Genomic DNA, 25466 nt, shown 5'->3' with positions numbered 1-25466 from the left:
TTCGAGACTTTCGCTGTTATTGTTTGCGGGAGGCTTAGGAGACGGACATCCGCAGGAGCTTGATCGCTTCGAAGTTGGTCACTTCGCCGCCAGTGCGCTTCTCGGAGTAGAACTTCGTGGTACCTGGAGCCGTCACCTGGTCGCGCATCATGGACACGGCAGTGCGGTCGATGATGGTGTACGCTGCGCTGAAGTCACCATAGGCGATAGCCAGAGCGTTCGTCGCAATGACCGGCATGTCGTCGGCCAGATACACTGGCTTTTCGAGCAGCGTCAGCGTCGGCCCAAGGACGGTGCCTTGCGGGCCGGTGTGCGGCTGAAGGTTGAAGAAGCGGAATACGTTGGTGCCGGACAGCTTCAGGATTTCCACGAAGGTCGAGCGCTTCATCATGAACGAGGCGCGAGCCTGGTATTTCTCCTTCAAGCTACCCATCAGGCCGATAAGACCCTCTTCCGTCACCTTGGTGGTGCTGCCGTTGGCGATTTGCTCGATGGCGCCGCGCTGATACTGACTAGCAACGCTCCAGTTCGGGTAATTCAGGATCCCGCGCGGGCGGCTCACACCGTCGCCGGTGATGAAGGCGGTGTTCTCGGCGCGACCGAACTTGTCGGAGAGCTTACCGGCAAGCCACGCTTCCACATCGATGGAGCTGTCAGCCAGCATTTCGTTAGTGATGCGCGGATAGGCGGCGAGCTTCTTGGCAACGATTTCGAGGCGGCCGAGGCTCGGAGTACCGGTCTCGGTGATGACATCGCCTTCACCCAGCCAAGTCGCGCCAGCCTCATCATCATCAATGATGATCTCGACGCTCTTGTTGTTCGTCTTTACGACGTTGGCAACCTGACGCATCGGGGAGGTTTCGAACACGCGGGTCTGGATGATGCCGAGCATCTGCGTGTGAACCAGATAACCACCGCTGGCGAGGTTGTCCGTAGACATTGCCTTGACCATGTCGGGGGTCATCAGGTTGGTGTCGCCGCGCTTGCGGAGGAAGTCGCTGAAGGCTTCGCGCTTGGCACGGGTTTCGGCGTCTTCGCCCTTGTGCCCGCTTTCTAGCTCACCGCCTACGCGCTCAAGAACGGCCTGAAGGACGCCTTGGCTCTTTTGCAGCTCGATGATCTGGTCCGCGATAGCATTCGCGGCCTTATCGACCTCACCCTTGATTTTGGCGTCCGTGTCAGCCGCAGCTTTTTCTTGGGCTTGCTGGAGTGCAGCAAAGCCCGTCTTCAGCTCATTACCGAGCTGAGCAATCTTCTCCATGTCCACGAGGAAGAAACTTTCGTAATTGGTCTATAGCGCCTTGCAGCGCGTCCTGAGCCAATGCGGCTTCCCCACCCTCACGGTGTCTCTGCAATGCATTGAAGCCTTTCGAAGCGATCAATTTCGCCTCCGACTGGCTGTATTTGCCTGCCTCTCGCAGGAAATCTTCAAAGTCCCGGATATTTCCGGGGGCCGACTTAACGGCGGAAACTGTGGCGTCCTCATTCGCCGGGAATGTCACGATGGACACCTCGTAAAGGCGCACCTTCTTGAGGTGGTTTACGCCGGTTTCGCGGTCTACCTCTTCCTCTAGCGTGCGGTAGCCGATGGACAGGCCGGAAATGGCGCCCTGCTTCAGGAGCGCATAAGCCTCGCGCGCCGCCTGCACTTCGAGGTTAAGCTGCCCTTTGACAAACAGGCCATGCTCGTCCTCGCGAACCTCAACGTAGATGCCGCCGACCATCCAGCTAGAGTGCTGGAGCAGTAGTTTCGGCATCCCATGTTTCTCAAGGCTTTCAGTAAAAGCGCCACGTTCGACAACATCGCGGTAGCTGTCCACGGTGCCGAATACGGAGCCGTAGCCCTCAAACTCACCGCTGTTATCACCGCCAATGGCCTTGATCTTGGCGTCGAGTTCGAGATGCTTATGCTTATTCATAGGTGTATTACGCACACAACGCTCAACTTCTGGCAACATCTATTCTTCTTCCCGATACGTGAGGACACACCGGCAATTGATGCAGTTGGCTGCACCACCCCGAGGGTCGCCGGGACGCTTCATGAGCGCGCTACCTACACGAAAGTCACCATCAAGTGGCACGGGTGGGTGCGATGACATGACGGCGTGGTTGGAGCGCGTTCGTTCGTCATGCACCGGGAGCCAAGCCTTGAGCAAAACCAGCCCGTTATCCCGGCCGAGCTTCGCCGCCCCCTCCTCACTTGCAAACATCATGGCGCCGTGGATCTCGGTGCGGGCAATTGTGTCGGCACGGTAGGCGCTGAGGGCCTGGACGCGGAGCAACCTGGCAGCAACCTGCACCGGATTAAATTCTTCCTCCGCTGAGAGAGCCTGCTGGATGATGCGCTGCATGTCGCTGCGCGTCGTGGCCGCCGTCTCCCGCGCTCGCTGCGCACCGAACTCGGTGATCCAGCGCCGAATGAGGAACAGCCACAGCTTCTCCCAATCCTCTTTCCGTTGGAGTGGCCGTGAGGACTTGATGCCCCCCTGCACCTCTTTCAGCGCGAGCCGGATGGCTATGCCGTCATATCGAGCGGCGATGCTGGCCATGTTGCCAGCGTGGGTGTCGAAACCGATGTCGGAAAGCTGGCGGGTAATGGGGAAGTTCGCGGAAGCTTCGGCGATGTACCGATCCTTCTCCGCCTCCACCGCCTTGGCGAACGGTCCCTCCACGGCGCGCATGAGCTTGTCCCACCGTGCGAGCGGGTCACCAGCCTTGCGACAAAAGAGGATCAATTCAGGCGGCTTTCTTGCCGCCAAAATCGAGAGCGAGACAGTCGGCCACCTCTTGAGCAGTGAAGCCCGCCGCCTTCATGGCCTTCACCAGCTCGTCGGCATCTTTCCCCTCCTCTGCCCCCATGGGTTTGAGGGAGCCAGGCACATACAGAACGTCACCACCGTCGAGGGCATCATATCCCATCTCGGCGCGGGCTTCGTTCGGGGTGAGTAACCCACCACCCACCGCGTTCTTCATTCGGGTAAACATACGCTCCCGTTTTGCCTCAAGCGCTGGAACGCTATCGGCGTTGTACTCAAGGCTGATGTTTTCCTTGCCGTGATAGAACAGCGGCGTAAGGAAATCCGACAGCTTGCCGATCATAACGTTCAGCAGCGGCAGGACGGTATCCGTCCATAGCCGCTCTTGAGCGGCGTCCATATTGGAGAAGGTGGCCGCTTCCATGGTGAGCAACGGGAGAGGCACGCCGTAGACCAGACCCATGTTCTTCGCAGCGGCTGACATGCTGTTCTGGAAATCCATGTCCTTCGGGTTGAGCGACAGGGGCGTGAACTTCACCCCTCCGGTCAGCAACGGGATCTCACCAGCATTCGCGCCGCCTTGGAACGAGCGTTTAAACCACTTCCGCAGCTGGTCCACGGTGGTTTCGTTCACGGTTCCGGTGGCCTCTAGCACACCGGACGGCCGCGCGCTGTTCTCAAGCAGGGCGTTGTTCCACTTGGCCCCCGAATTGTGGATGTCCACGTCACGAGCGGCCGGGCTGAGAGGCGACAGGCCACGCCATGGGTCATTCGGATTGAAGGTCTTGATGTGGAGGATCTGGCTGGTGCCGTCCACGATGTTCACCGGGTAGCGCTTCTTCGCCTCCCCGCTCCCGTACACGTAGGCTTTCGGCACATTGCCCATGGTGGACTTCTCGACCCCCATGACGGAGGGGTTGAGGATGTGCAGCTCCTTCGTCGGCCCCTTTTCCGGCAGCCGGACAATGAAGACCTCACCGGCGACCAGATACCAAGCCACCATGGCCTTGGAGAATTCCTCCCAAGTCTGCATGGGGTTGGGCTTGGCCAGCAGCTTCAAAAGCGGGCCGTTCAGCGCGACATCCTTCTCGCCCTTCTCGCTGAGGGTATGAACCTCCAGCTTCACGCTGGCGGCGGCCTCCGCAATCTTGGCGGCGCAGGCGAATACGATGGGGTTCTGGGCATAGCCTTCGGTGGCATATGCTTTCAGCTCCTGTGGGAGCGTGCCGAATAGACCGTCGATGAAAATGGAAGTGCCAGAGAGGTTCGGTGCAGCTTTTCCAAACAGCCGGTCAATAAATCTCACGCTATAGAACAATCACTTGTGGTTGGGCGGGACGGCGGCTGTAGCCATAGACTGCCAGAGCGAGCGACATGACGCAGTCGTCGTGACTGCCTTCTGGTGCGCTGTATCTCACGCCTGTCCGGGTGTACTCGTACTCGAAGCTTTCCAGCTCGGAGACAATTACCCCATCAGGATACTGCACGGTCCCCTGCTGGATGGCAACTGATAACCCCTCCATGAGCATCTGCTTGCTGGCGGAGCTGAACTTGAACCCTTGGAAGTTGCTGGCCTCCCCGCCCGTGTCGCGCTGAAGCTCTTCCACGATGGGATCGCCGACGCCGGTGCTGTCGATAAACGTGGGAACTTTGCCGCAGATCATGCGGATGCGGCCCATGGTTTCCTTCCACGGCAGCTGAAAGCGGGCGATGAAGCAAACCCGCCCATCTTCGTCCAGGCCGATGATCACGGTCCAGTCCACCGACTTGGCCAAGTCTACTCCGAACACCACCGGTGGCTTGTTCGATTCCAGTGCAATATTCTGATGGATGAACTTCAGCCCGAACGGGTTGCCGCCGTCGTCGGACGCCTCGCACAGGTACAACTCCTTGAACACCGCCTCCGGCAGCGCGCGCCGGGCATCGTCCAGCTCTTCCATAGGGAAAACACCGGCAGCGACGGCATCGAGTGCGGTGATCTTCCGGTAGATGTGACCCGGCTCATTCGCCTCAGCCTTCCGGCACCCGATGAAAAACCAGTTCTTCCGGCCCTTCACGTTCCCAATGATGCGGACATGGCCGCGCGTGGCGGTCAGGGTCGATCGGATGGCGTGAAAGGCCTCCACCCGCATACGACTGGCTTCGTCCAGCACCGCCGCCCACACGTCTTCCCCATACAGGCTGTCGGTCTTCTCCCCTGACTTGAACCGGATGACCGCCCCGTTGATGAGGGTGATGCACTCTTTCCCCTCTGACGCGATGATGCTGCGGATGTAGAACGGGGGAATGCCGCGCTTGAGGCGCTTGAAGGCGATGGACGCCACCGCCGACACCGGCGCCACCCACCAGAACTCCCGCCCCTCTTTCCCGATGAAAACCGCCTGCTCCACGATCCACGCCATGCAGGACACGGTCTTGCCGGACTTGGTGCTGCCCTCAATCCACGCATAGCGGAAGTCGTTGAAGAAAGCCTCCGACTGGAGCTTGTAGAGCTTCGGGCGTTCGTAGGTGAATGCGGCCACGGGGCCGGACTAGCTGTTGTCGATTTTCAGCGTGAAGACCGGGGGCGCGTCCTTATCGGCAGAGTGCTGAACCTCTTGCTTGTCCTTCCAGTTATGGAAGCGGTTCTTCTTATTGAAGATGTAAGTGGTGGCGTTGAAGTCCTTACCGAGGAAGATGCCACGTTGACCTGCGGCCGCCCACCACGCTTCGGCAAGCAGCCTCCCCTCTTTTACGGCTTCCGAAAAGAGGGGCTCACGCTTCTGAAGCGCGTCAAACAAATCATTGCTCATGGCACGAGCAGGAGGGATGGCTAAAGCAACCTTCACCTCGGCATCAGAGCCACCGTCACCGTAGATGGCGTGCATCACGTCTCGCCAATTGGGGATCAGGTCATCGAGAACGACCGCAGGACGCCCAACGGCGTTTTCCTCAGCAGCAGCGGTCTCATTACTCACAGGATAACGATGCCGCACCCCTCGATACTTGGCAACAACTTCTGATAAGTTACAGTGATTCAGTACAGCGGGCGGGGCACCATGAGCGACGACAATAATTCCGATTACATCTTCCCGTTGCCACCGGAAAGCCCATGGCAGCGTATAGTGCGCCTGCTCCAGAGGACTCTACCATCGACCCTCACTACCTTCGCGCTTGCTTTTACCGTCTTCACGGTTGGAAATTACCTGGTCGACCGGACAACCGAAGCTGAGAAGTTCTGGCAGTTGCCGAACGAAGAATGGGAAATGACCCTGACGAAGCTGGATGCGACCAACAAGGCACTCAGCGAACTTGCTCCTATGCTCCAGTCAAACCCTGACGCGTTGAAGCTATTGGAAGCATCGCGTCTGAACGTCGCAGACTCCATCAGCGTATTGAGGTCGCTACCGTATGTCGAACGGCGTGCGGAGATTATTCCGTCCTTCGTGTCTACCGCTTATGCGCAGGCGGAGGCAACGGCGGAGCGTGCTACCAAAGACGCGACCTTGCGCTGGATCGCATTCGGACTGATTGGCTTCGTTGCCACTGTCTATGTCGTTACGCTCGTCATGTACGGTTTGATGAAAGACAAGACGAAGTACCCATTCATGGAGCGCACGCTTAATCAGATCATGGGTTTCTTACTTGGCCTGATCACAGGCGTCCTTTCTGGTCAATTGGGATAGAACTGACTGCCGAGGTACTTTTTATGAGCAACTATTTGAAGCGGCTTGCCATTAAGTTTGCCATGCTGAAGCCAGCGCCTGATCGTATTCCTTTGTCCAACATGGAGCGCGTAAGACAACGCGACTATTTTGTGGTGAATTTCGGCCCGAAGGGAGATAATCAGCGCTTCCTTGTGCGCGAAGTTCTTCCCCAAGGCTTTGGCGGCTTATGGTTCTTAGGAAGCGGCTCAGAAAGCGAAGAGCGAACGATCCCCAACTCAGACCTGCGCCTATACCAAATCAGGATCACCCATTACTTTGGGGAACTGGAAATCCGGTACACTTCGGCTATTGAGTTTATTCTGAAACATGCCATCCGGTACGAATACATTCCGTACTGGCGCGAACGTGCAGCGCGGTTCTTCTTTAACCGGAGGCCGTTGGATGAAACGCGGCGGATACTGGTTCTCCGACTCATGCTCGACCGTCACCTGAACGGTAATCCGCTTGGGTCGGCACTCGACGTGATGTCTGAATTCTATGGGCACAGGTGGCACCACCACCCACAACAGGCGCAGCTTTACAGATATTATGAACTGATGTTGGCGTCGTTCGTAGAGGCTGGAGAGTTGACGATGGGTCAGGGCGGCAGGTTGGAGGTCGCTGCGACCGCACTCAATACTCTACATTCCTTCAACGAAGACGAGCGGCGACACGGCGGAACAATGTCTGTTCAAAGATGGATGCTTATTGTCACGGCTATGGTGGGCATCGCTACGGCAGCACAGGCTTACAGTGCCTTGTTTCCACCACCGCGAGGTGATGTCATTTCTACACTGGATTAAACGCGCTGCCCCCTCGTATCTCGATTGAGGTTCCTATATTGTTCACGGGTTGATTCACGCTCAGGAGCCAGCATGACCGAACGTCTGTATGTCGTTACCGCTGAATTCATAAACGTCGAACAGGATGGGCAAGATCCGCAGGACGGAAGCCCCCTGCAAATGGCCTACAAGACCCGAGAAACTTGGGCATTTCCCGCCACCACCCCGATTGGAGAAATCATGGATGCGGTGAACGAGGTCAGCTACGCCAGCATCTCGGTTACAATTACGGAGGATCGGGTGTCCGCTAAAAAGATCCGAGATGAAAAAAGCGCCGCGTTCCGCGCCAAGAATCCTGAGTTCGATCACTAGGGCGCTGCCCTGCGCTCGCATCAAGTCGCTTTCGCCCGCAAGCGGTTCCCCGCAAAGTAACTTGACGCTTGCCACCCGCTACTCGCCGTGAGGCAGGATTGTATGGGCAAACCCTTGCCTGTTTCAGAAGGGGTCTTGGCCTGCCTTTACCTTGGCGATGACGCCCGCAATCATCTTTGGCTCCTCCTTCTGGGATTCGTTCAAATAGCCTTGCGCAAACGCCCGGCTTTCTATTTTGGAAATAGCCTCGTAGAGCGCGTAGCGAGTGGAGTTGCAGGCAGATGAGGCGATGATTCCCAGCTCAAGCGGCGAGCCTTCAGCCTTAGAATAAATTGCGCTCTGGCGCCCAAGGCACTTTTGATGCTCTGCGTACTCCGGCAGGGAGTTGACGCTGACCTTTGGCCGCGCCTCCCCGCTGGTTTCACATCCCGCCAGCGCAATGGCGACGAACCCCAACGCAACAATTTGCTTCATATCTTTGCCCAATCAGCTCGATTCCACTGCAGCCTAATTCCCATTGGGGCACAAGCCATCGCATCCTTCGAGATCCTACATAGTAACTCCTGAATCAAATAAGACTCCTTCATGGAGCCCTAGGTGTGGAACCAGGATTCATGCAGATTCGCTGGGCATGTCCTGAGCGGGTCAGTATTCAACGGTGACGTATGGTTTATGGCCCAGAAGCTTGAGGTGATCTGGTCTGAGGTACAGCTTGGTCGGAAAGTTATCCATGAGGTCGTATTTCCGTATCAAGGGTTTGAACGCCCGCCCCTCTTCCATAAGGCTGTTGTAAAAGATGATGCCGGTCTCGTAGTTAGAAAGCTGCGCCCTCAAAAGCCGGACGTAATGTTTCTTCTCGTCATCCGTCAGTGTGCTCGCATCAATCGACTTAACGATGTTGAACACGACCCGAAAATAATGCGGAAGGATGTGCGAGAAGACTCCGTACACTGTTGCGTAGGCACGGCCGACCTTCTCGAACTCGCCCGAAACCATCGACGGGCCGTAATTGTTGCGAAGTATGATGTGCATGTCGCGGAAACAGTCTTTGCCTTTCGCGACCCGCTTATGATCTTCATCAACGATCTCAAATTCGTTCACCATTGAATTAAGCAGGGTCACCATCTGAAAGAAGGACGCGTCAAACATTTGGCGAGCAGCCTGGTCCCGCGCCTCCCTGGTCGCGTCCTGCTGCATGACGATGGTGATGAGAAGACCAGCAATAGTAAGGAAGCTCAGAATCGGGTTCGTTACGCCACCAAAGAAATCACCAAACTGACCGGGCTCCCTGCCTGCTAAAGTGATCGCTGCTGTGACGCAAAGCATAACAATGACCAGACACCCCGCAAATACAAAAAAGAATAGAAGGAATGGACGGTAATTTTTATCCGTCGGATAAAACATTGCCTCGCCTACACGCTTAAACGCAAAAACGACGGCCGCAACGGCGCCAATGGCGACTGACGCCAAGGCTATGTAAGCAATGATGATTTGCACTATTATCTACCCCTGAGTAAGCGTAATAGGCGGCACCATGCACAACCTTCGTGTGCATCAGATTAATGCCTTATCGCGATGCGGCCCTTTTATCGCCCTACCATCCGGCAGGCTTATGGGAGCGGTAGAGTGACCAGGCTAAGTCAAGAACCCAGCAGCACACGGCGAGGCGCGGGGTGTTGGCGATGAGGAGCGGTTGCTTATCCATTTACTTCCCCTCCATAAATTTGTCTTTGCGCACATAGACGATGCGCTTTTCGAGGCCGAGGTGGTCGAGGATCTGCGGGTTTGGCAGCTCCCGGCCATTCACAAGCTGGGACACAGCCTGGTAGCGGACGCCCATCTCATTAGCGGTCGCGGTCGTGCCGCCCTTCCCGTTCTTCTCCACCATAGCGCGGACGTGTGCCGCCACATCTTCGGCGCTGGTGCATTTGATAGTTTGGAATTTCAAGTCTTGGTCTTTCGTTGATTATTTCAGCCAGTCGCCGCGCAGGTCTTCCGGGTCGAGCCAGAACTCTTTGACCAGCCCCCCGCTCTTGGACTTAAAGGTGCGGCACTTCACCGTGACGCCTTGCTGGCGGAGGTGCTTGCGCACTTCGCGGAGTCGGCGATCGGCTCCCATGGCTGACAGAGCTGTGACGCGCTTACCCTTTTTCAGCATGTCCAGGATGACGCCGCATTGGCTGTTGGCAGAGAAGGAGCGCACCCGCTGTTGGGATTCCGCCTCGCCTGCCGCGTAGTCTTTGGGGCAGCGCTGGGGCTTATGGAAGAAGATGCTCAGGAGGGATTTGAGTTTCATCTACTTGCCCTCAGCCTTAGCAATGGCGACAACGACCTGACGCGCAGTTGCAGATACACTGCTTTCATTCCAGTCATGGAAATCACGCGCGGCCTTTAGCGCAGCAAGCAATTCATCATGCGCGTTGCAGGCACGGACGATGAACGCAGCGTTAGACTTGCGCTCTTTAACTGTTGGAGACGTTGGTGTTCCATCAAAAAGAACCGCAATATGTCTTCCATCTCCTTTTACGAAATCCTGAGCTTCGTTCAGAAACCAAGGCGTCGGAGTGTGTGTGGTAGTCATCACGCCAGCTCCCCGTTCAGGCCGTGGCCTTCGAGAACGTCGATTTCAGCATAACATGCGACATTGCTAAAATTATCAGCTTTAGCGGCCTCAAGCGTCTTGTAGATATGTGAACAACAAGCGACCAAAGAGTGATCACCGCCTTTTGCCCAAATCGCTACCCACCCCTTGATCCGCTTCGGCTCGACCCATTCTGCTACGAGGTCAAGACGGTGTTCGAGTTCTAAAGTAAAGGCGCCATTCAAATCCCAACCCTGAACGCCCTCATCAACGACTACTCCGATGGCGCGTATATGGCTTCCGTCTGGGAATGGGTTAATCCCCGATACAAACGCCTTCCTCCCATCACGCGTCCGGTAAAACTTCCCTGCTTCTAACGTCAGGGCTTGTGCTTCATTCATGTCCTCTCTTTCTCTTGGGGTTGATTAGATGGCCAGCGCCGCAAGCAGCAGGCCAGCGCACACAGCCAGAATGATGCCGGTGCGGTTCTTCTTCGTCGCTGGGCGCAACGCTCCGGCATAAGTGAAGATGGGTTGGTTGATGTCGTACATAGTCGTGAGGCTTTCCTTGGTTATGGATGAATCCTCACACGTATATTTTAAGTTGTAAATCTTTCTTTATTCTTTTTTTAGTTGAACAATACATCAACCCGGCGCAATATACTTTCGTGCCGGGCGCACACCCCAATAAACCAAGGAAAGAATACTATGTGAGCAAGACAGCAGAGGCGTTCACTAATGGAACCGCCAACGTCACAGAGGCCCTGATTGCCATTCAGGCGAAACTCGAACCACTCCGTGCCAACGCCAAAAGCCACCACGGCGCTTTCGCCAACCTTCAAGGGGTCATGGCAGCACTTCAACCGCACCTAGTCGAACATAAGCTGGCAATTATTCAACGGCCCGTCGCAAGCCCGTCAGGAAGCTGCACGCTGGAAACCATTCTGCGGCACGCACCAACCAGCGAAGAAATCGTCAGCACAATCACTATCCCCATGCAGCGTCAGAACGACCCGCAGGCATATGGTGCGGCCATGACCTATGGACGCCGCTATTCGCTCCTTTGCCTGTTTGGCATGGTGACTGAGGACGACAATGCGGATTCTAGCTCCTACACGCTGGAGAAGCTTTTGCGTGAGCTTTCGTCTGCCGCGAACATCGATGAACTGAACAACATCAAGCAAAAGCATTTCGAGGCGGGTTTATTGTCCGACCGCTTCTGGAGCACGGTCTACAAGGTTCTGTTTGACCGCAAGTTCCTCAACCTGTCCCGTGCAGCGCAGGACGAATAATGGACAAATCCGCTCAGATCCGCGAATGGGCCGAGACTGCTTTGCAGACCTTGGCCCCAATGTCGCTAAATGATCGGCAGCTATGGATGGCGACCGCCCACGCCGGAGAAAAGTATTTCAACTGGCGCAAGGTTTCTTACGCTTGCAGCCTTTTCCCGGATTTACGCGAACGATTTACAAAACTGGGAGTCGTTGTGCGATGAGCGACACATACACACTGTTCAAACGCCGATTTGAGCGTCGGGCGTTGGCCCGTCTGATTGATGAAAAATACAATAGTCTTTACGGGTTTTCGCGAGACATTGGTGTGGCTAATTACCGTGTGCAGGATTGGTTCTTGAACGGCAAGAAACCTAGTCCGAAAACAGTTGTCCGTATCTGCGAAGTCTTACGATGCAGTGTGGACGAAATAGCGCCCAAACTGGATGCGCCTGCCTTACCAAATAAGAAGTCAGAGATTTACTTAGGTCGAGCCAGGTACTTTCAAACCGGACGCGCCTAGCTTCTCCCGCGTGGCTTCCAACAACTCCCGCTGGGAGCCATATTTTTTCTCCCACGGTTTCTTGCCCATCATGTGAATGGCGTTTCGGGAGTGTTGGTGGTGATTGTCGCACAGCGGAATGACGCAATCGTCGGGAGCCTTCTGCCCCATACCGCGCCACTCAATTCCAATGGGATGATGGCAGGTTATGCGGCCACCGCACTCATGCCCCCAATCCTCCGCGACCGCACACGCCAAAGCGGCGACGCGTTCGAAGTGGGCTTTAGAGGATTTCACCCAAGGATTTTGACGAGTTCCTTCTGATCGTCAAGCGTAAGCATGTTGCGCGGGAGCGGAGACATATAGTCTCGTTTGCCCATCCGCCGCTTCACCGTGCGGGTTTCGTCCTCATCAAAGGCGTAGACAGAGCGCCTGCCCTGCCCGATCACGGCGTCATTTATGTCGCGCATCAGGCGGCTGAGCGGTATTCGCTGGAGTCCTCGCCCTATTCCGTGATTCATAAAAGCCACGAAAACGAGCCGAGGACTGAGTGGCAGGGCAAAATGGCCATCAGGCCGACCAAGACCGTTGCTCATGATCAGCGGATGGTCGGAGGTGAGAATTTTCCTGTTCGGCCTCGTGGATGTGTCGAGTAACCACCAGTCGGCGCCGCTCATTAACTTCAACACATTCTGGTTCTGGATAAGCTTGGTAATCATGATGACGGCCTGCCTCTCCGGTAGTGTTGGACTGCGCTGAAGCATGTATTCTTCAAGCGTCGGCGGCCAGCCGTCTTTCTTCAGCTCTTCGTATTTTCCTTGGAACTCAGGGTCCGGGGAGAGGAAATCCGACCGCACCTTGTATTTGAAGGCTTTCACCGCCTCCGGCGTCCGCATGACGAGGGAGAGTAGGAAGCGCGCCCAGGCATGGCGAATGTGCGGCTCCGTGGGGATATTCCCGGCCAGCATCATGTCCCGCGCGGTCGCAGCGTGCTTGTCAACGGCGCCCATAAAGATGCGCTCAACGTTTTGTTGGGTCGCTTTGGTTGCACCGGGCACACGGTAGAGGTTCTCCACGAAGCCGGTTTCCATCTTCCCGCGCCGCTTGATTTCAAGCCTTGGGATCTGCTCGTGCGGGTACTTTAGCCGCCTAAATTCAGTCAGCTTGTTATCGGTTTCCCGATTTACCCATGGCTCAAGGTAGAACTGCGGAATGTAATGGTGTTTCAAGGGCGCCTCCCAGCGCTCCCTTTATACCATTTATTCCAGTTGACGCCTTTACCCCGTTCGCGTGGATCGAACCATTCTCCACCGTATTTTTCGAGGAAAGCTTCAGCCCCCTGCTTCGTGGCAAAACAGTGAATGTTGTAATGCTCATCTTCAAAGAAGACCGAATGCCCTCTGTCGCACCGCATCAGGCGGTTCTTGTGACAGAACTCGGCCATTTCCGCCCACCGCTTTCGCGAAGAGAGGGATTCCCGGAGGGCGATTTGATGGGGCCAGCCGCGATCAATGGCGCTGGCGGTGAGTTCACCTTTGCGTCTGTTCATCCTCCTCTTTGTTCACTTTTTGTTCTTTTAGTCAATACTCTCTGGACCTTGTACAAAGCGTATTTCCATCTTATCTCGCGCTGAGCGGAGGAGATGAGCATTGATAACAAGCTACCTTGATTTGATGGCAAGCGGATTCCCCGTCGAACGTGCTGTAAGAGTGGTTCGGCATGAGGTGGGTCACTGGATTGTGGGCCAGTATCATGGGTTCAAGAGTGGTCCTATTGAAATCACAATGCTGCGTGGGGACGGGCACCGTGGAAGCGCTCAAATTGAGACCGATTGTGACCTACGATCCGTTGAACTGCTCGACAGCTACCTTCGGCGCCGCATCAGTACGTTATTCGCAGGAGCGCTCGCGGAATCGCTAGGCGAAGACGGAAAGGTCAACAACCAATATGCTGCGAGAGAACTTGAAATTGGTGGCGCTCAAAACGACCACAAAGGCATCCGGGAATTGCTGCGCGTTCTGCGGGGCATGACTTTTGGTGCCCCGCCCTCCGATGAAACAAAGGCCAACAAGCAGCTACAGACACTTAGCGACGATATCTGGAAAGACACCGCTGAAATCATCGAGACTAACCACGAACTAATCGGCGAACTAACTCGCACGATCATGGAACGGGCCGAGAAAGTGGACAAGAAGTTCGGATATCGTGCGCCCACATTTCGCAAGATACCCGCGCTGGCGGCTTGGATCGAGTCACTGCCCAAGCACTAAGCCGCCGAAACCCACTGCTGCAACAACAGCCTCCGGCCCATCACCTGGCTACCCGCCGCTTGCCGCACGCTGGTAATGAACGCAGCCAGCGACGGCATTTTCGAATCGCCCCGAATCGCCCATCTAGCAGCCTTGCGGATGGCGTACAGGGGGAATTCGCCCAGTTGCTCGCCCCACACCTCAACCTGGGCGACGGACTTGGCCGTGTCCCCAGTGTAGATGTTGAAGGCGGCAAACAGCTTCGCGATCTCTACGCCGAGTTCAGGCCGGCGCTTGCCAGCAGGTTCCATAAGCTCAGAAAGGGATCTCAGTGCCGTCGAAACGATGGTCATCAACTCCGCTGTCGCCTCCGGCTTGGGAACGCGAGGAAATACCTCCATCCCCGTCCGGGCTTTGGTTTCCTCCGCCGCGAGCCACAAAGCTACCGAGGGCGGCAGCAAGTCCCCCACCAGCAGCTCCGCCAGCTTGGCGGCTTCCTCCGCCGTTCTGGGCTTCTCTATCGCACCAATTCTCCCAAGTGCCACGCCAGTCTTTCTTGAGGGGTTTGCGGCAATCAACGCTGTTCCAGTAGCGGGAGAAGGCACGCCAGACGACGTTGAGGCGGGCAGCGTCCCATCCGTATTCGTTGCGGGGATAGGTTGCCCATTCGGCTGGTGGGAGGCCTCCAGTGTCTTGGAGAAACTGGCTAAGGCGGATTGCAGGCATTGCACGGGAGGATGCTTTCGTTTTGGGAGATACAGAGGGATCTTCGTCAGTATTGTTTTGGTCAGTATTACTAGTGGCGGGTTTTCCGTCGCGGGTTTCCCGTGACGGGTTTTCCGCTACGGCTCCTACGTCACGGCTAGTCATCAGCTCGTAATCGTAGGCGGTGAAGCGATTGGTGCCCTCCTCCCGGCCACCCGAGCGGCGGAGCCAGCCAGCCTTAACCAGCTCATCGAGACCAGAGCGAACAGCTTCTTTGCCGTCGCGGCTCTCCTTCGCCAGAGCGCCTTCGTAGAACGTCCAGCCGTCCGGCTTGCTGTACATGAGGGCATAGAGACCCTTTGCTTTGAAACTGATGCACGCGTCAGTCAGGAGGTTGTTGGGCACCTGAGTGAACGGTGCCCTCTGCTTGGTCAGCTTATTCATCAGCGGCTACCCGCTTGAATTCGACCGCCCATACCCATGGGTTGGCGTCCCAGCTTCCTTGGCCGTTTGCGCAATTTAACTCAGTGGCAAACCACGTCTTGGCTGTTTCGTCTCGGTCGATATAACGTCCGGCCCATTCTGCGGGGTATGGGCACCCTTCTGCACGGGCATCCTTCTCTGAAATATCTTGCAACCGCTCCACCCGCACGCTGACGATTTCAAGCAGGATGCGGGAGGCCCAGCGTGGCATTTGGGAGCTTGAACACCAGTCCCATTCCCCAAGAAAGTTCACGCGCTCATCAGCCTGGTAAATGAACGCTCCAGGGAATAGTGTTTGCGTGTCTTGAATTGAAAAGGTGCCCTGCTGCGGCATCCAACTCCAAGTCTCCCGCCCCCACAGGCGGTCGCCTACTTCTCCGAACGGACAATCGAAATGGCCGACTGCAACGACCATGTCCGGTCCGTGGCCACCTTGCGTCCATGCCATGCGACCGGAGCGTAGGCGGCGCTGGAACACCTCTTTGCAGAATGGCTGAGGTTTGATGATACGGCGGAGCTGCGTTTGTCTGCCGTCTAAGATGCCACGAACGTCGTGGGCTTTAAGAATGATGGATCGTTCCACATCCCGATACTTTCTTTGTTTTGCCTCCCGAACGGCAGTCAATTAGGCGGGATGCGGGTTCGGGTCCGCACCCCTTGCCCGTCACGATGATTCAGGTTGTGGATTACGGCAATAGAAAACAATCCACAGGCGCAACGCCGAACTAATATGCTAAATAAAACAAGGTGGCTTCGCGGGGTGTGCTTTGGACTGGCAGACGTTTTCATCGAGTTGGGGCTTTAACTACGCGGCACTGCTTGGATTCTTGGTAACCGCAGGGCTTGCCCTCTGGACTTACATATCGCTCCCAAGGTCCCGACTGGCGTATGACATGCAACACTCCATCATCATCGGTCGAAACCAGACCGCGTTTTCTGGCGATTTAGAGGTGACCTATCGCGGTGCCCCGATCACGCGAGCAACGCTGACTCGCCTTTACATTTGGAATGACGGCAACCAAACAATTAGACGCGGGGACATCGCGCCAAAATTCCCGCTGGTGGTTTCCGTTCCGGGAGGTGAGTTTTTCTTGCGCGCTCAGATCTCGCAAGTTGCCCACGAAGCGATGGACGTCAGCCTTACCGATGGCGATGAAGCTTCTGAATCCCTTACCTTCGAGTACATTGAGCCGCGCCAAGGTTTCGTGTGTGAGATTCTCCACACTGCATCGCCAAAGGATTTCGCGTTCTCTGGTATCTTGATAGGCGCTAAAGAACCTGTTGCAAAAGAACTATCACAAGCTGCGACTTCCCTTCCAGTCGCGATTATGGTGATCATTCTCTCTATAGGGATGGTATTCGTGCTGACCACGCTCCACGGATCGATGTTCAAGGGTGATGAAAGCTTCTCGTCCTACCTATTTGGCACCGGGGTCATGATCTTGTTCGGGTGTTCCTTTCTATTTACTTGTTATCGTATTGTTCGAGACGCATTACCCAAAGCCAACTTTGGTAAGACGCTAAACACTACGAACCACTAAGCATCGCTAAACCTTTTGACTGTACGCTCCCTAAAGCGCAGAATCACGATGTAATCCTTTAGAGGAGACGCATCATGAATACCCTTTTCCGCGAAGCAATACGCGATGATCTAGAAGCTCAGTTCGAGCTTCCATACCTACCTCCCCCACTTACGAAGAACCGCGCGAAGGATTTTACTTGCTTTCCCGGTCCCGGAGCCTGCGACGAATGCCCCCGCCGTCCTCGTATTATATGCAAGGCGGATCGAAAGGAGCGTGATCTGATCTAGGCAACAGGAAAGACGCCTATACCTGTCCCTTTCCGCGTTGGGGGTTATCAATGCGGCCAGATCCCCGCCCTGTTCCTCCCGATGAGGCGGGCTAACCTGCCCCGCAGCGCAAATGCTGTGGGGCTTTTTCGTTTAAGGAGCCACAAATGCGAATGTTTCTCTATCTCGACAAAGAAGGTGCCATGAAGCCGGAAAGGTATGACTACTACCTGTCCCGCATGGGGATCTTTACTCCTGCCCTCCCGGATGGTCTGCCGATGGGTGGTGAAGTGACGGTAATGCTGGAGGCTGACGAAGATCAACAGCCATTCCCGCCTCAGCAGGACGCTCTCCGTCAAATGCTGAGCCTGTGCCGTCACGAGGTCAATTATGCCTTTCGTCCCACGGTCTATGAAATGCAGGACAGTGAGGACGGTTGGTATAGCCGGACATACCCATGATTATCGTGGTGTTCGACTCCTGGCGTCCCTACCCGCGCAACTTTGATGTGTTCATCACCCACGAAGGAAAGGCACTGGAGCAGCTTGCGGCGTTCTGCGAGGACGACGGCATCATACAGGTCATACTTGAACGTGGCCCGGTTGAGTTTCCGAGCTATGCTCAGGTGGACGCCCTTGGTAAGTTGATGCGGGAACACGGCATTAACCAGAAGAACTTCATGGCCTTCTATATGCAAGGCGAGGTGATGTTCTGATCGCCCCTTTAATACCCCTTTACCGAGATTCGGTTGAGGGGTATTTCTGGCTTCTTTTCTCGGAGCGCGGCAATGATTATCGAGCTTTATGATAGCAGGAAAGATTTTCCCAGAGGCTTTGAGTTCTTCATCACAGCGGAAGGTGACCTTATGTCGAAAAGCCCGTCACCCGTTATAAAGCGCGACTTGATGCAAGTGGTTTTGGAGCATAGAACTGATGAGTTTCCAACATACCAGCAAGAATTGACCCTTGTGAGGCTTGAAAGCGTTTATGCGGAATATCGACCGCTTACTGTGGCCTTTTACAATAAGGAGGAGTGGAAGCCTTAAAGGGTTTAACTCTGTCGTCTTATACCCTTGACGGCGAGTCAGACAATTGCGATTCTGCGGACGCACTGTGGCGCAGAGTTTATATGCGCGGGCGATGGTGTCGTACGCACCGACCGTAGAGGCAGCTTTTGCCGGAGTAACGACCGGATAGTGCATCTGATTAAGGCCCCATCCTCTGCCCACCTTATGAGTGAAGCAAGTTGGGGCTTTCTGATTCCACGAGGTTCATGATGGAGCTTATTCTTGGCCTGTTGGCCGTTTACCTGTTCGTGCAGGCCGCAGCCATTCTGGTAGGTGCCCTTGAAGGATGGGGGCTGCTTATCGTGATTAGCGTGCTCGTCTTGATAGGTATGTATCTGTCACCGGGTTAATGCGCCCGTGCCCTTTGGGCACCCACCCACACCGCCCAAGCGGGCGCAGTGGGCAGAGTCCGGGGCTACCCCGAGTTATTAGCCGCCAGCCGCGTGTCTGGTGGCACCGTCAAGCTTTGAGCTTGAATCGATCCATTCCGGCGCGGTCTTTAACGCCGTACTTCTCAGCCCACTTCGGCACTGCACCTCGACCCATCCACGTTTCCCCATCCGGCCCACGATGCGTCACCTGTGGTGAAGAGCGTTTCGCAGCGGGCTTGGAGGACGAGATAGCATCGAGTGCGGAAAGCTCTTTCAGGAGCGCGGCGCGCTTCTCCTCTACCTTTTGGTCACGGAGCCGGGTGGCTTTCTCGATCAGGTCGTTCAGTTCTTCCAGACCAAGGCCGGAAAGGTCGATGCTTGCCATTGGGCGGCTCCCTATGAATCGTTGCTTATAGGTATCATGGAATCCTGAGAGCGCAAGAAACACGCCAGCTATGGAGGGCGCGTGCTTCTTGCTTGTGCCTGCCCGGTACAACTGTGGATATTTTATTATTCTTTTTTCTTTACAACTTAAAGTATATGTCTCACTATCCTTTCACCAAGGAAAGAAACCCACCATGTACTGCCCAGACCAAGCCAACATCGACCCGCGTAATCCAAACAACTACCCCGTATCCGAGGTCAGCTTTATTGTTGCCGACTACAAAGCCGGAAGCGCTGGCAACGTCACCATCATCGACGTTCTGAACAAGCCTTTCTCTAGCCAAGAAGACGCGGTTGCCGCCATCCAACAACTCATCACCTTCCACGGCGACGAGCTTGATGTGGTCGAATGCGCCGAAGATGACCAGATGGTTGTCGAGTGCTTCGAGTGGGACGCCGACACAAGCCGCTATTTGAAGGCTTAGGCCATGAACGACGCCAGCTTCTTCCACCTACTCACACTAGAGGGGAAGGCGCTGGCTCCCCCTCCTCCCGCAATGACGCGGAATGAGAAGCTGGCTTGGCTGGAGGAGAATACTAAGCGTCACCGCATGGGCGCTGTAGACCGCACCGAGTTCCTGGAGGAGCAGGTGCAGAGAATGAATAATGAAAGAATGAGAAGTGAGTAAACAAGACCCTGCACCAAGCTGCGTTGCCTGTCCGTGGTGCAAAACAAAGCCAGTATTTGAATTTATGCGAGACCCCGGTGATAAGCATGACGTTCTGTATTGTCCGAACTTTGAAAACGAGGATGAAAGCAACAACTGCCGGGTGATGCCGATGATTCGACAAGGCATTCGCGAGGAGCGAAAGCACATGTCTGACCGGTGGAATGCGCTCTACGATATGGTTCCCCGCTCCGCAGAGGCGGCGCTTGCGGCGGACGTGGAGCGGCTGCGGACAGCAATTGGGTATGCGACTGCTCGCCTGGAGGATGATGAGATTGACCAAGCGCTGAACACTCTCAAGGTGGTACGCGGCGACAATGTTCGTGACCACTACCCTGACGATAACAGTCGGACAGCCGTCAAGCAGTTGCAGGACGCGGTAAAAAGATTAGCGGCACCAATCGACTACGCTGACGCGTTATTGCGGTACATCGAACAATTGGAGCGCCGAGCCCTCTCATAACCGAAGCTGGAGTGCTAGGACGCATTGGACCACCTTGATGTAGGTCTCACCAGAGGTGGTCCGCGCCTATTCACATCACGAACCCGGTCGATGGTTCGATCCCGAGGCTGGAAGAGTATGGTAGACCATCTTCCCTGCCTGTCGCCGAAATAACAGACGCCCCTTCCCCGATTTTACGGTTCTACCCATCAGGATTTCGCCCTGAAGCTCTAACGCACCTACCAAGTGCGATTCCCGGAGAGCGATGGTTATCTCCCTTTGAGGGACTTTGCCGGGTCAATCAAAATGTTGGCCAAAATAACCTCCTTTGTTTGACGATTCCGATTTGGGAGCGGCTTGTGGGGCTTTCAAGTACTCGGAGGGCACAAGTGTAAATCATCTTATATTTTTCCGACGGCGGGCATCCCGCCCAAAGGAAAAAGAGATGGCATACGAAATCTACGAGAATGGAAAGGCCACTGGCCTGATTTACTCCGACCGCGAGGTGGCGAGAGCCATAGCCCGCGACATGGAGCGTGAAGGCTCTAAACGCATCGAGGTCCGACCGGCGTAACGCAAGAAGCGCATCACGGAGGGAAAGCCGTGGTGCGCTTTTTTTTGCCATTGGAGGTCGGCAAACTGCTGGCGCGCAGGTGGCGCGCAAACATGCGCCACCGGGTGAGTTTTGGTGCCCCTTTGTGCACTTGCGCGCCACTTAGGACATTCTAATATTGTAGCATTAACAACATACTAGTGTTTCACAATCTGTATGCAATGCTATCGTTCCAGAAGCGATCGAGGCGCTGCAGCAGCTTGTTCATTTCGGAGAACTCACCGGTGCCGATGCCGCCGACCTTTTCGATCGAGCCGACGTGGCGTTCATAAAGGCGGGCAACCGTTTCGGCGATTTCCTGGCCCTTTTCGGTCAGGCTGATGCGAACCGAGCGGCGATCGACGCGAGAGCGCTGGTGGTTGATGAGACCAAGGTCGACCAGCTTCTTGACGTTGTAGGAAACGTTTGAGCCGAGATAATAACCACGCGAACGAAGCTCGCCGGCGGTCAGTTCAGAATTGCCGATGTTGAACAGCAGCAGGGCCTGAACGGCGTTGACGTCATCGCGACCCTGACGGTCGAACTCATCCTTGATGACATCGAGGAGACGGCGGTGGAGACGTTCCACCAGATGCAGCGACTCCATGTAGAGCGAGCGGATGGTATCTTCATGTGCATCGGCAACAACGGCCTGGGGCTTAACTTTGCTATTGATCATGACTGCCTCACTGTTTTGTTTGGCGGTGTGTTTGTTTGTCTCCCGCCTTGAGTGAGAACCTAATCAATGCGCATAAAATTCTACTTAAAAGCTACGATTAACAAATGGTTACCTGCATTTTGCCTGGAGGCCCCAACTTGTGGCGAAGCGGGAATGCCTGACAGGCGATCGTTATAAATCAATGGGTTAAATATGAAATTCGGCCGCAAATCAGGCCGAATTGCTTTATTCTTATGGTAAATCAATTCTTGCCCGTTCTTCATTCTGGCGCTGATCCAGCCAGAAAGCGACCAGGAATAGTATATAAATGGTTGCCACGAGACCGTGCATGACGGGCACCAGCGTGTTGGCGCCGAAGATGTGGGGCCACACCTTGTACATCGCGATCTGCGTGCCCGCGCCCATCACCCACATGACAGCGCCCCAGGAGGCGCCGAGCCAAAGGCCGAGCGCCGCGACCGGGAAAATGACGGCAAGCGCGCTGCCGGCCACACGCCAGGGCAGGTTCAGCATATCGAACCTGCCGTGACCGCCCAGAGAATAGCCCGTCAGCATTGCCCAATATTGCAGCCCGAACCAGAAACACGAAACCGCGACCAGCCTCATGAAGACCAGAAACAGGATTTCAGTGAGCGGGCGCTTCGGCAAAGGTTGAGAATCAGGTTCCATGGCCGGAAGATACGGTCTCGACGAACGGGCGACCAGCCCATATTGAATTCCGCCGCCTGCCTTGTCAAAGCATCATCGTCATTGCCGGACGGCAATGAGGGAAGATTGTCGCATTCGCATGCGCCGCGCTTCATGGTATGCAGCCTTCCAAATTTGATCGAAGGACATTCTGACATGCAGGACAAAACCCACCTGGTCGACGAGATCACCGGCCATCGCCGCATGCGTCGCAATCGCAAGGCGGATTGGACGCGCCGTCTGGTACAGGAAAGCCGCCTCACTGTGGACGACCTGATCTGGCCGGTCTTCATCGTGCCGGGCAGCAATATTCTGGAGCCCATTCCGGCGATGCCTGGCGTCAACCGCATGAGCGTCGACAGACTGGTCGAAGCGGCGAAGGAAGCCGCCGATCTCGGCATTCCGGCAATCGCCACCTTCCCGAATGTCGAGATGGAATTGCGGGACGAGACCGGCTCGAACGCGCTTGAGGCCAATAACCTCATCAATCAGGCGACAGCCGCCGTCAAGAAAGCCGTTCCCAATATTGGCATGATCACCGACGTGGCGCTCGACCCATTCACCAGCCACGGGCATGACGGCATTCTGCGCGGCAACGAGATCGTCAACGACGAGACCGTGGAACAGGTCGTCAAGGCGGCGATCCTGCAGGCGGAAGCCGGATCGGACATTATTTCTCCTTCTGAGATGATGGACGGCCGTATCGGCGCCATCCGCCGCGGCCTTGATGCGGCCGGGCACCAGAATGTCGGGATCATGGCCTACGCGACAAAGTTCTCATCCGGCTATTACGGCCCCTATCGCGAGGCGATTTCCACCGCCGGCCTGCTGAAGGGCGACAAGGCAAGCTATTACATCAGCCCTGCCAACGGCATGGAGGCCATCCGCGACGCGGCGCTCGATGTGGAAGAAGGCGCGGACATGCTGATGGTCAAGCCCGGCCTGCCCTATCTCGACATCTGCTGGCGGCTGAAGGAGAATTTCGGCCTGCCGACCTTTGCCTATCAGGTCTCCGGCGAATATACCCAGATCAAGGCTGCGGCGATGAACGGCTGGATCGACGGCGAGCGGGTGATGATGGAAACGCTTCTCTGTTTCAAGCGTGCAGGTTGCGACGGCATTCTGACTTATTTCGCCATCGAAGCCGCACGCAAACTCAACAGGGGCTAAGGCCAGCGCTTATTGTATTCGGTGGTTCCTTACCCATATTGTTGCTGACACGGCACTCATGCCGAGCTGTCAGTTCTTTCAGGAGAAAACGACCGATGAGCCTCGACCAGAACCCCACCTATGCCGCACCGGATGACTGGCGCGCCTATAGCGGCGTCCTGAGCCGGCGGGTCTTTGCGTTCCTGATCGATTACGCAATCGTTCTCCTCCTGTGCATCCCGGCCGCCGTGATTGTCATCTTCCTCGGCATTATCACGCTGGGTCTCGGCTTCATTCTCCTGCCTTCGCTCTTCATTATCGTTGCGGTACTCTATTTTGGCATGACGCTCGGAGGCCCGTCGCAGGCCACCCCCGGTATGCGGGCGATGGGGATTGCGATGGCGCGCATGGACGGGCGGCGAATCGATTTCCTGCTGTCCACCGTTCACATCGTGCTTTTCTGGGTCATCAACTCGGTTTTGACGCCGCTGATCCTGCTTGCCGGCCTGTTTACGGAGCGCTCGCGCCTTGTTCACGACTTCCTGCTCGGCACCGTCATCGTCAGAACACGCTAATATTACGGAATGCCACGGAAACGTGGCTTTCACGCCGCCAAATACCTCATCCCGCAGTTGACGTTTTCCGTCATTTTGCCATTCTGTGACATTATGCATGTCGCTTGAAGCGCCGCCGTCAGCCCCGTGAAATCGCGGCGCGCTTTATAACAGACGCAGGAGGCGATCACGGTTCGATGAACACGCAGGCGACGCCCTCTCCACAATTCTATCTTACGGCGCCGGCCACCTGCCCCTATCTGCCGAACCAGATGGAGCGGAAGGTCTTCACCCATCTGGTTGGCCCGCGCGCCTCGGAAATGAACGACCTTCTGACCCAGGGCGGTTTCAGGCGCTCGCAGAACATCGCTTATCGTCCGGCCTGCGAAAACTGCCGCGCCTGTGTTTCCGTGCGGATCCTGACCGAGCAGTTTCAACCGACGAAATCGATGCGACGCGTTCTTGCCGCCAACAAGGATGTCGTCGCCACGGTGCATGCGGCCGAGCCTTCCACCGAACAGTTTGCCCTGTTTCGCCGCTACCTCGACCACCGCCACCAGTCTGGCGGCATGTCCGACATGTCGGCGCTGGATTATGCGATCATGGTGGAAGACACACATGTGAACACCCGCATCATCGAATACCGCGTCCGCGAGCCCGGCTCCGGCATCGATTCCAGCAAACGCGGCGAGCTTCTGGCCGTGGCGCTCAGCGACGTGATGAGCGACGGCCTGTCGATGGTCTATTCCTTCTTCAATCCGGAACTCGAGAAGCGCTCGCTTGGCACCTACATGATCATCGATCATATCACCCGCACCCACGCGCTCGGCCTGCCACACGTCTATCTCGGCTATTGGGTCGATGGCTCTGAAAAGATGGGCTATAAGACCCGCTACCACCCGCAGGAGCATCTGACGCCGCGCGGGTGGGAGGTTTATACGCCGGATCCAGTTTGATCGAAGTATTGCAACTCCGTTGCGACAGAGACTAAGCAATGTTATAACGCCGTTATAACATGGAGTCTCTAGCTATGAACGTGACGGTCCGCAGAATTGGTAATTCCGAAGGCATCATTATCCCCAAGGAAGTTCTGGAACGCATGGGCGTTAAGGCAGGCGACACGCTTGATCTTAACGAAAGCAACGGTGAACTGCGTGTGCGCGTTGCAGACGAAGCCTTCGCACGTCAACTAGAACATGCACGTATCTTCATGGATAAATACAAGGTAGCCTTGAAGAAACTTGCTGAATGACAGAGTTTATTTTCCTAGACGTCAAGACCGTCAAGCAGCTCCACAAAATGCAAATCGACAATTTCGGGGGCATTCATGGACTGCGTGATGAGGGCATGCTGGATTCAGCCTTAAACCGACCCATCAACAAAGCTGGCCATGGCAGCAACCACGTCTGCGATCTCGCGGCGGCCTATCTTTTTGGACTGGCGAGAAATCATGCGTTTCTGGATGGCAATAAGCGGATCGCTATCGTGACCGCCGGTGTTTTCCTGATGGAAAACGGCTTCATGATCCAAACGGAAGAAGCACATCTCTACCAATTCGTTATGGCCGTCGCTTCTGGAGAGATCGATGAGGATGGCGTGAGCCGGTTCCTCAAAGATCATATCGTTCCATACCCGTAAC

Annotated in this window: 41 protein-coding genes; 20 read left to right on the top strand and 21 right to left on the bottom strand. The window is 55.8% G+C overall.

From position 1 onward, the window contains the following. Positions 1-34 precede the first annotated feature (34 nt). From AGR2A_RS07500 to AGR2A_RS07475, 6 genes are read right to left on the bottom strand one after another with little or no spacing between them, the layout of a single operon-like run. Positions 35-1261: a phage major capsid protein gene (locus AGR2A_RS07500; protein WP_080822585.1), complete on the bottom strand. Its 1227-nt coding sequence runs from the start codon at positions 1259-1261 to the stop codon at positions 35-37. After that, a complete protein-coding gene (locus tag AGR2A_RS07495; RefSeq protein ID WP_198647575.1) occupies positions 1236-1958 on the bottom strand; it encodes an HK97 family phage prohead protease in 723 nt (240 codons plus the stop codon). The genes AGR2A_RS07500 and AGR2A_RS07495 overlap by 26 nt, the downstream gene beginning before the upstream one ends. Further along, complete coding sequence (locus tag AGR2A_RS07490) at positions 1959-2681, bottom strand: hypothetical protein (RefSeq protein ID WP_139786346.1); 723 nt, start codon at positions 2679-2681, stop codon at positions 1959-1961. A 55-nt stretch (positions 2682-2736) separates the two neighbouring features. Next, positions 2737-4074, bottom strand: a complete 1338-nt coding sequence (locus tag AGR2A_RS07485) for a phage portal protein (RefSeq protein WP_080822581.1) — start codon at positions 4072-4074, stop codon at positions 2737-2739. Further along, on the bottom strand, positions 4064-5278 hold the full coding sequence (locus AGR2A_RS07480; protein ID WP_080822579.1) for a hypothetical protein: 1215 nt from the start codon (positions 5276-5278) through the stop codon (positions 4064-4066). Before AGR2A_RS07480 ends, AGR2A_RS07485 begins: the two co-directional genes overlap by 11 nt. Positions 5279-5287: 9 nt before the next feature. Beyond that, positions 5288-5713 (bottom strand): hypothetical protein, encoded by a 426-nt coding sequence (locus AGR2A_RS07475; RefSeq protein WP_139786345.1) that lies wholly within the window; start codon positions 5711-5713, stop codon positions 5288-5290. A gap of 81 nt (positions 5714-5794) precedes the next feature. Between AGR2A_RS07475 and AGR2A_RS07470 the strand changes: the two genes are divergently transcribed. From AGR2A_RS07470 to AGR2A_RS07460, 3 genes are all read left to right on the top strand, one after another. After that, positions 5795-6421 carry a hypothetical protein gene (locus AGR2A_RS07470; RefSeq protein WP_080822574.1) on the top strand — a complete coding sequence of 209 codons (627 nt, stop codon included), beginning with the start codon at positions 5795-5797 and terminating at the stop codon, positions 6419-6421. 23 nt (positions 6422-6444) lie between these two features. Continuing rightward, complete coding sequence (locus AGR2A_RS07465) at positions 6445-7245, top strand: hypothetical protein (RefSeq protein WP_080822571.1); 801 nt, start codon at positions 6445-6447, stop codon at positions 7243-7245. Positions 7246-7317: 72 nt separating this feature from the next. Then, complete coding sequence (locus tag AGR2A_RS07460) at positions 7318-7596, top strand: hypothetical protein (protein ID WP_080822568.1); 279 nt, start codon at positions 7318-7320, stop codon at positions 7594-7596. Between the two features lie 123 nt (positions 7597-7719). Here AGR2A_RS07460 and AGR2A_RS07455 read toward each other — a convergent pair whose 3' ends face one another. The 7 genes from AGR2A_RS07455 to AGR2A_RS30020 form a co-directional block, all read right to left on the bottom strand. Further along, entirely contained in the window at positions 7720-8070 is a 351-nt protein-coding gene (locus AGR2A_RS07455) for a hypothetical protein (RefSeq protein WP_080822566.1), read from the bottom strand. 171 nt (positions 8071-8241) lie between these two features. Next, positions 8242-9093 carry a putative phage abortive infection protein gene (locus tag AGR2A_RS07450; protein WP_080822563.1) on the bottom strand — a complete coding sequence of 284 codons (852 nt, stop codon included), beginning with the start codon at positions 9091-9093 and terminating at the stop codon, positions 8242-8244. A gap of 208 nt (positions 9094-9301) precedes the next feature. Further along, positions 9302-9544 (bottom strand): hypothetical protein, encoded by a 243-nt coding sequence (locus AGR2A_RS07445; protein WP_080822561.1) that lies wholly within the window; start codon positions 9542-9544, stop codon positions 9302-9304. Positions 9545-9562: 18 nt separating this feature from the next. Next, positions 9563-9892, bottom strand: coding sequence for a hypothetical protein (locus AGR2A_RS07440; protein WP_080822559.1), 330 nt, complete (start codon positions 9890-9892; stop codon positions 9563-9565). Then, on the bottom strand, positions 9893-10177 hold the full coding sequence (locus AGR2A_RS07435; protein ID WP_080822557.1) for a hypothetical protein: 285 nt from the start codon (positions 10175-10177) through the stop codon (positions 9893-9895). After that, positions 10177-10578 (bottom strand): hypothetical protein, encoded by a 402-nt coding sequence (locus AGR2A_RS07430; RefSeq protein WP_080822554.1) that lies wholly within the window; start codon positions 10576-10578, stop codon positions 10177-10179. The genes AGR2A_RS07435 and AGR2A_RS07430 overlap by 1 nt, the downstream gene beginning before the upstream one ends. Before the next feature lie 24 nt (positions 10579-10602). Then, a complete protein-coding gene (locus tag AGR2A_RS30020; protein WP_272939354.1) occupies positions 10603-10728 on the bottom strand; it encodes a hypothetical protein in 126 nt (41 codons plus the stop codon). Positions 10729-10754: 26 nt separating this feature from the next. Here AGR2A_RS30020 and AGR2A_RS07425 point away from each other — a divergent pair, with 26 nt between their 5' ends. From AGR2A_RS07425 to AGR2A_RS29510, 3 genes are read left to right on the top strand one after another with little or no spacing between them, the layout of a single operon-like run. Then, positions 10755-11468, top strand: coding sequence for an ERF family protein (locus AGR2A_RS07425; RefSeq protein WP_080822552.1), 714 nt, complete (start codon positions 10755-10757; stop codon positions 11466-11468). After that, entirely contained in the window at positions 11468-11671 is a 204-nt protein-coding gene (locus AGR2A_RS07420) for a hypothetical protein (protein ID WP_080822550.1), read from the top strand. Before AGR2A_RS07425 ends, AGR2A_RS07420 begins: the two co-directional genes overlap by 1 nt. Next, positions 11668-11970 (top strand): helix-turn-helix domain-containing protein, encoded by a 303-nt coding sequence (locus AGR2A_RS29510; protein WP_167378166.1) that lies wholly within the window; start codon positions 11668-11670, stop codon positions 11968-11970. The genes AGR2A_RS07420 and AGR2A_RS29510 overlap by 4 nt, the downstream gene beginning before the upstream one ends. A gap of 272 nt (positions 11971-12242) precedes the next feature. Here AGR2A_RS29510 and AGR2A_RS07410 read toward each other — a convergent pair whose 3' ends face one another. Together AGR2A_RS07410 and AGR2A_RS07405 are read right to left on the bottom strand one after the other, a co-directional pair. Further along, complete coding sequence (locus AGR2A_RS07410) at positions 12243-13178, bottom strand: DUF4238 domain-containing protein (RefSeq protein WP_080822539.1); 936 nt, start codon at positions 13176-13178, stop codon at positions 12243-12245. Continuing rightward, positions 13175-13498, bottom strand: coding sequence for a hypothetical protein (locus tag AGR2A_RS07405; protein ID WP_080822535.1), 324 nt, complete (start codon positions 13496-13498; stop codon positions 13175-13177). The genes AGR2A_RS07410 and AGR2A_RS07405 overlap by 4 nt, the downstream gene beginning before the upstream one ends. A gap of 100 nt (positions 13499-13598) precedes the next feature. Here AGR2A_RS07405 and AGR2A_RS07400 point away from each other — a divergent pair, with 100 nt between their 5' ends. After that, the gene (locus AGR2A_RS07400) at positions 13599-14219 is read left to right on the top strand and encodes a hypothetical protein (RefSeq protein WP_139786344.1); all 621 of its coding nucleotides are present in this window, start codon (positions 13599-13601) and stop codon (positions 14217-14219) included. On the opposite strand, the gene AGR2A_RS30015 is transcribed toward AGR2A_RS07400, so the two are convergent. Genes AGR2A_RS30015 through AGR2A_RS07390 form a run of 3 tightly spaced genes read right to left on the bottom strand, consistent with a single transcriptional unit; the run spans position 14216 to position 15801 of the window. Further along, positions 14216-14551 (bottom strand): hypothetical protein, encoded by a 336-nt coding sequence (locus tag AGR2A_RS30015; RefSeq protein WP_234825312.1) that lies wholly within the window; start codon positions 14549-14551, stop codon positions 14216-14218. The genes AGR2A_RS07400 and AGR2A_RS30015 overlap by 4 nt on opposite strands. Beyond that, positions 14514-15347 carry a helix-turn-helix domain-containing protein gene (locus tag AGR2A_RS30010; RefSeq protein WP_234825311.1) on the bottom strand — a complete coding sequence of 278 codons (834 nt, stop codon included), beginning with the start codon at positions 15345-15347 and terminating at the stop codon, positions 14514-14516. Before AGR2A_RS30010 ends, AGR2A_RS30015 begins: the two co-directional genes overlap by 38 nt. After that, positions 15340-15801: an ASCH domain-containing protein gene (locus AGR2A_RS07390; protein WP_139786343.1), complete on the bottom strand. Its 462-nt coding sequence runs from the start codon at positions 15799-15801 to the stop codon at positions 15340-15342. The genes AGR2A_RS30010 and AGR2A_RS07390 overlap by 8 nt, the downstream gene beginning before the upstream one ends. 478 nt (positions 15802-16279) lie before the next feature. Here AGR2A_RS07390 and AGR2A_RS07385 point away from each other — a divergent pair, with 478 nt between their 5' ends. From AGR2A_RS07385 to AGR2A_RS29505, 5 genes are all read left to right on the top strand, one after another. Then, positions 16280-16927 (top strand): hypothetical protein, encoded by a 648-nt coding sequence (locus AGR2A_RS07385; RefSeq protein WP_080822529.1) that lies wholly within the window; start codon positions 16280-16282, stop codon positions 16925-16927. Between the two features lie 421 nt (positions 16928-17348). Next, the gene (locus AGR2A_RS07380; protein ID WP_139786342.1) at positions 17349-17636 is read left to right on the top strand and encodes a hypothetical protein; all 288 of its coding nucleotides are present in this window, start codon (positions 17349-17351) and stop codon (positions 17634-17636) included. Beyond that, positions 17633-17890: a hypothetical protein gene (locus AGR2A_RS07375; protein WP_080822525.1), complete on the top strand. Its 258-nt coding sequence runs from the start codon at positions 17633-17635 to the stop codon at positions 17888-17890. The genes AGR2A_RS07380 and AGR2A_RS07375 overlap by 4 nt, the downstream gene beginning before the upstream one ends. Before the next feature lie 72 nt (positions 17891-17962). After that, entirely contained in the window at positions 17963-18220 is a 258-nt protein-coding gene (locus AGR2A_RS07370) for a hypothetical protein (protein ID WP_080822523.1), read from the top strand. Positions 18221-18450: 230 nt separating this feature from the next. After that, positions 18451-18591 carry a hypothetical protein gene (locus AGR2A_RS29505; protein ID WP_157952760.1) on the top strand — a complete coding sequence of 47 codons (141 nt, stop codon included), beginning with the start codon at positions 18451-18453 and terminating at the stop codon, positions 18589-18591. 109 nt (positions 18592-18700) lie between these two features. On the opposite strand, the gene AGR2A_RS07365 is transcribed toward AGR2A_RS29505, so the two are convergent. Next, complete coding sequence (locus tag AGR2A_RS07365) at positions 18701-18997, bottom strand: hypothetical protein (RefSeq protein ID WP_080822521.1); 297 nt, start codon at positions 18995-18997, stop codon at positions 18701-18703. 193 nt (positions 18998-19190) lie between these two features. On the opposite strand from AGR2A_RS07365, the gene AGR2A_RS07360 reads away from it, so the two are divergent. From AGR2A_RS07360 to AGR2A_RS30005, 3 genes are all read left to right on the top strand, one after another. After that, entirely contained in the window at positions 19191-19481 is a 291-nt protein-coding gene (locus AGR2A_RS07360; RefSeq protein ID WP_107327102.1) for a hypothetical protein, read from the top strand. Positions 19482-19677: 196 nt separating this feature from the next. Beyond that, a complete protein-coding gene (locus tag AGR2A_RS07350) occupies positions 19678-20187 on the top strand; it encodes a hypothetical protein (RefSeq protein WP_139786341.1) in 510 nt (169 codons plus the stop codon). 424 nt (positions 20188-20611) lie between these two features. Continuing rightward, positions 20612-20740 (top strand): hypothetical protein, encoded by a 129-nt coding sequence (locus tag AGR2A_RS30005; protein WP_272939353.1) that lies wholly within the window; start codon positions 20612-20614, stop codon positions 20738-20740. A gap of 184 nt (positions 20741-20924) precedes the next feature. Here AGR2A_RS30005 and ldtR read toward each other — a convergent pair whose 3' ends face one another. Together ldtR and AGR2A_RS07335 are read right to left on the bottom strand one after the other, a co-directional pair. Continuing rightward, complete coding sequence (gene ldtR / locus AGR2A_RS07340; RefSeq protein ID WP_026363448.1) at positions 20925-21434, bottom strand: transcriptional regulator LdtR; 510 nt, start codon at positions 21432-21434, stop codon at positions 20925-20927. Positions 21435-21668: 234 nt separating this feature from the next. After that, complete coding sequence (locus tag AGR2A_RS07335) at positions 21669-22106, bottom strand: DUF6163 family protein (RefSeq protein WP_006700200.1); 438 nt, start codon at positions 22104-22106, stop codon at positions 21669-21671. Between the two features lie 174 nt (positions 22107-22280). Here AGR2A_RS07335 and hemB point away from each other — a divergent pair, with 174 nt between their 5' ends. The 5 genes from hemB to AGR2A_RS07310 all read left to right on the top strand — a co-directional run bounded on the left by hemB (position 22281) and on the right by AGR2A_RS07310 (position 25465). Further along, positions 22281-23294, top strand: a complete 1014-nt coding sequence (hemB, locus tag AGR2A_RS07330; protein WP_006700199.1) for a porphobilinogen synthase — start codon at positions 22281-22283, stop codon at positions 23292-23294. Between the two features lie 95 nt (positions 23295-23389). Further along, positions 23390-23848 carry an RDD family protein gene (locus AGR2A_RS07325; RefSeq protein WP_004441165.1) on the top strand — a complete coding sequence of 153 codons (459 nt, stop codon included), beginning with the start codon at positions 23390-23392 and terminating at the stop codon, positions 23846-23848. A gap of 176 nt (positions 23849-24024) precedes the next feature. Further along, a complete protein-coding gene (locus AGR2A_RS07320) occupies positions 24025-24783 on the top strand; it encodes an arginyltransferase (protein WP_035207710.1) in 759 nt (252 codons plus the stop codon). 74 nt (positions 24784-24857) lie between these two features. Continuing rightward, on the top strand, positions 24858-25079 hold the full coding sequence (locus AGR2A_RS07315; RefSeq protein ID WP_022555977.1) for an AbrB/MazE/SpoVT family DNA-binding domain-containing protein: 222 nt from the start codon (positions 24858-24860) through the stop codon (positions 25077-25079). Beyond that, positions 25076-25465 (top strand): type II toxin-antitoxin system death-on-curing family toxin, encoded by a 390-nt coding sequence (locus AGR2A_RS07310; RefSeq protein WP_022555976.1) that lies wholly within the window; start codon positions 25076-25078, stop codon positions 25463-25465. Before AGR2A_RS07315 ends, AGR2A_RS07310 begins: the two co-directional genes overlap by 4 nt. Position 25466 lies beyond the last annotated feature (1 nt).

This window comes from Agrobacterium genomosp. 2 str. CFBP 5494, assembly GCF_900013495.1.
In the GTDB taxonomy this organism is placed as follows: Bacteria; Pseudomonadota; Alphaproteobacteria; order Rhizobiales; family Rhizobiaceae; genus Agrobacterium; species Agrobacterium pusense.
This window is presented reverse-complemented; position numbering and strand designations above follow the sequence as displayed.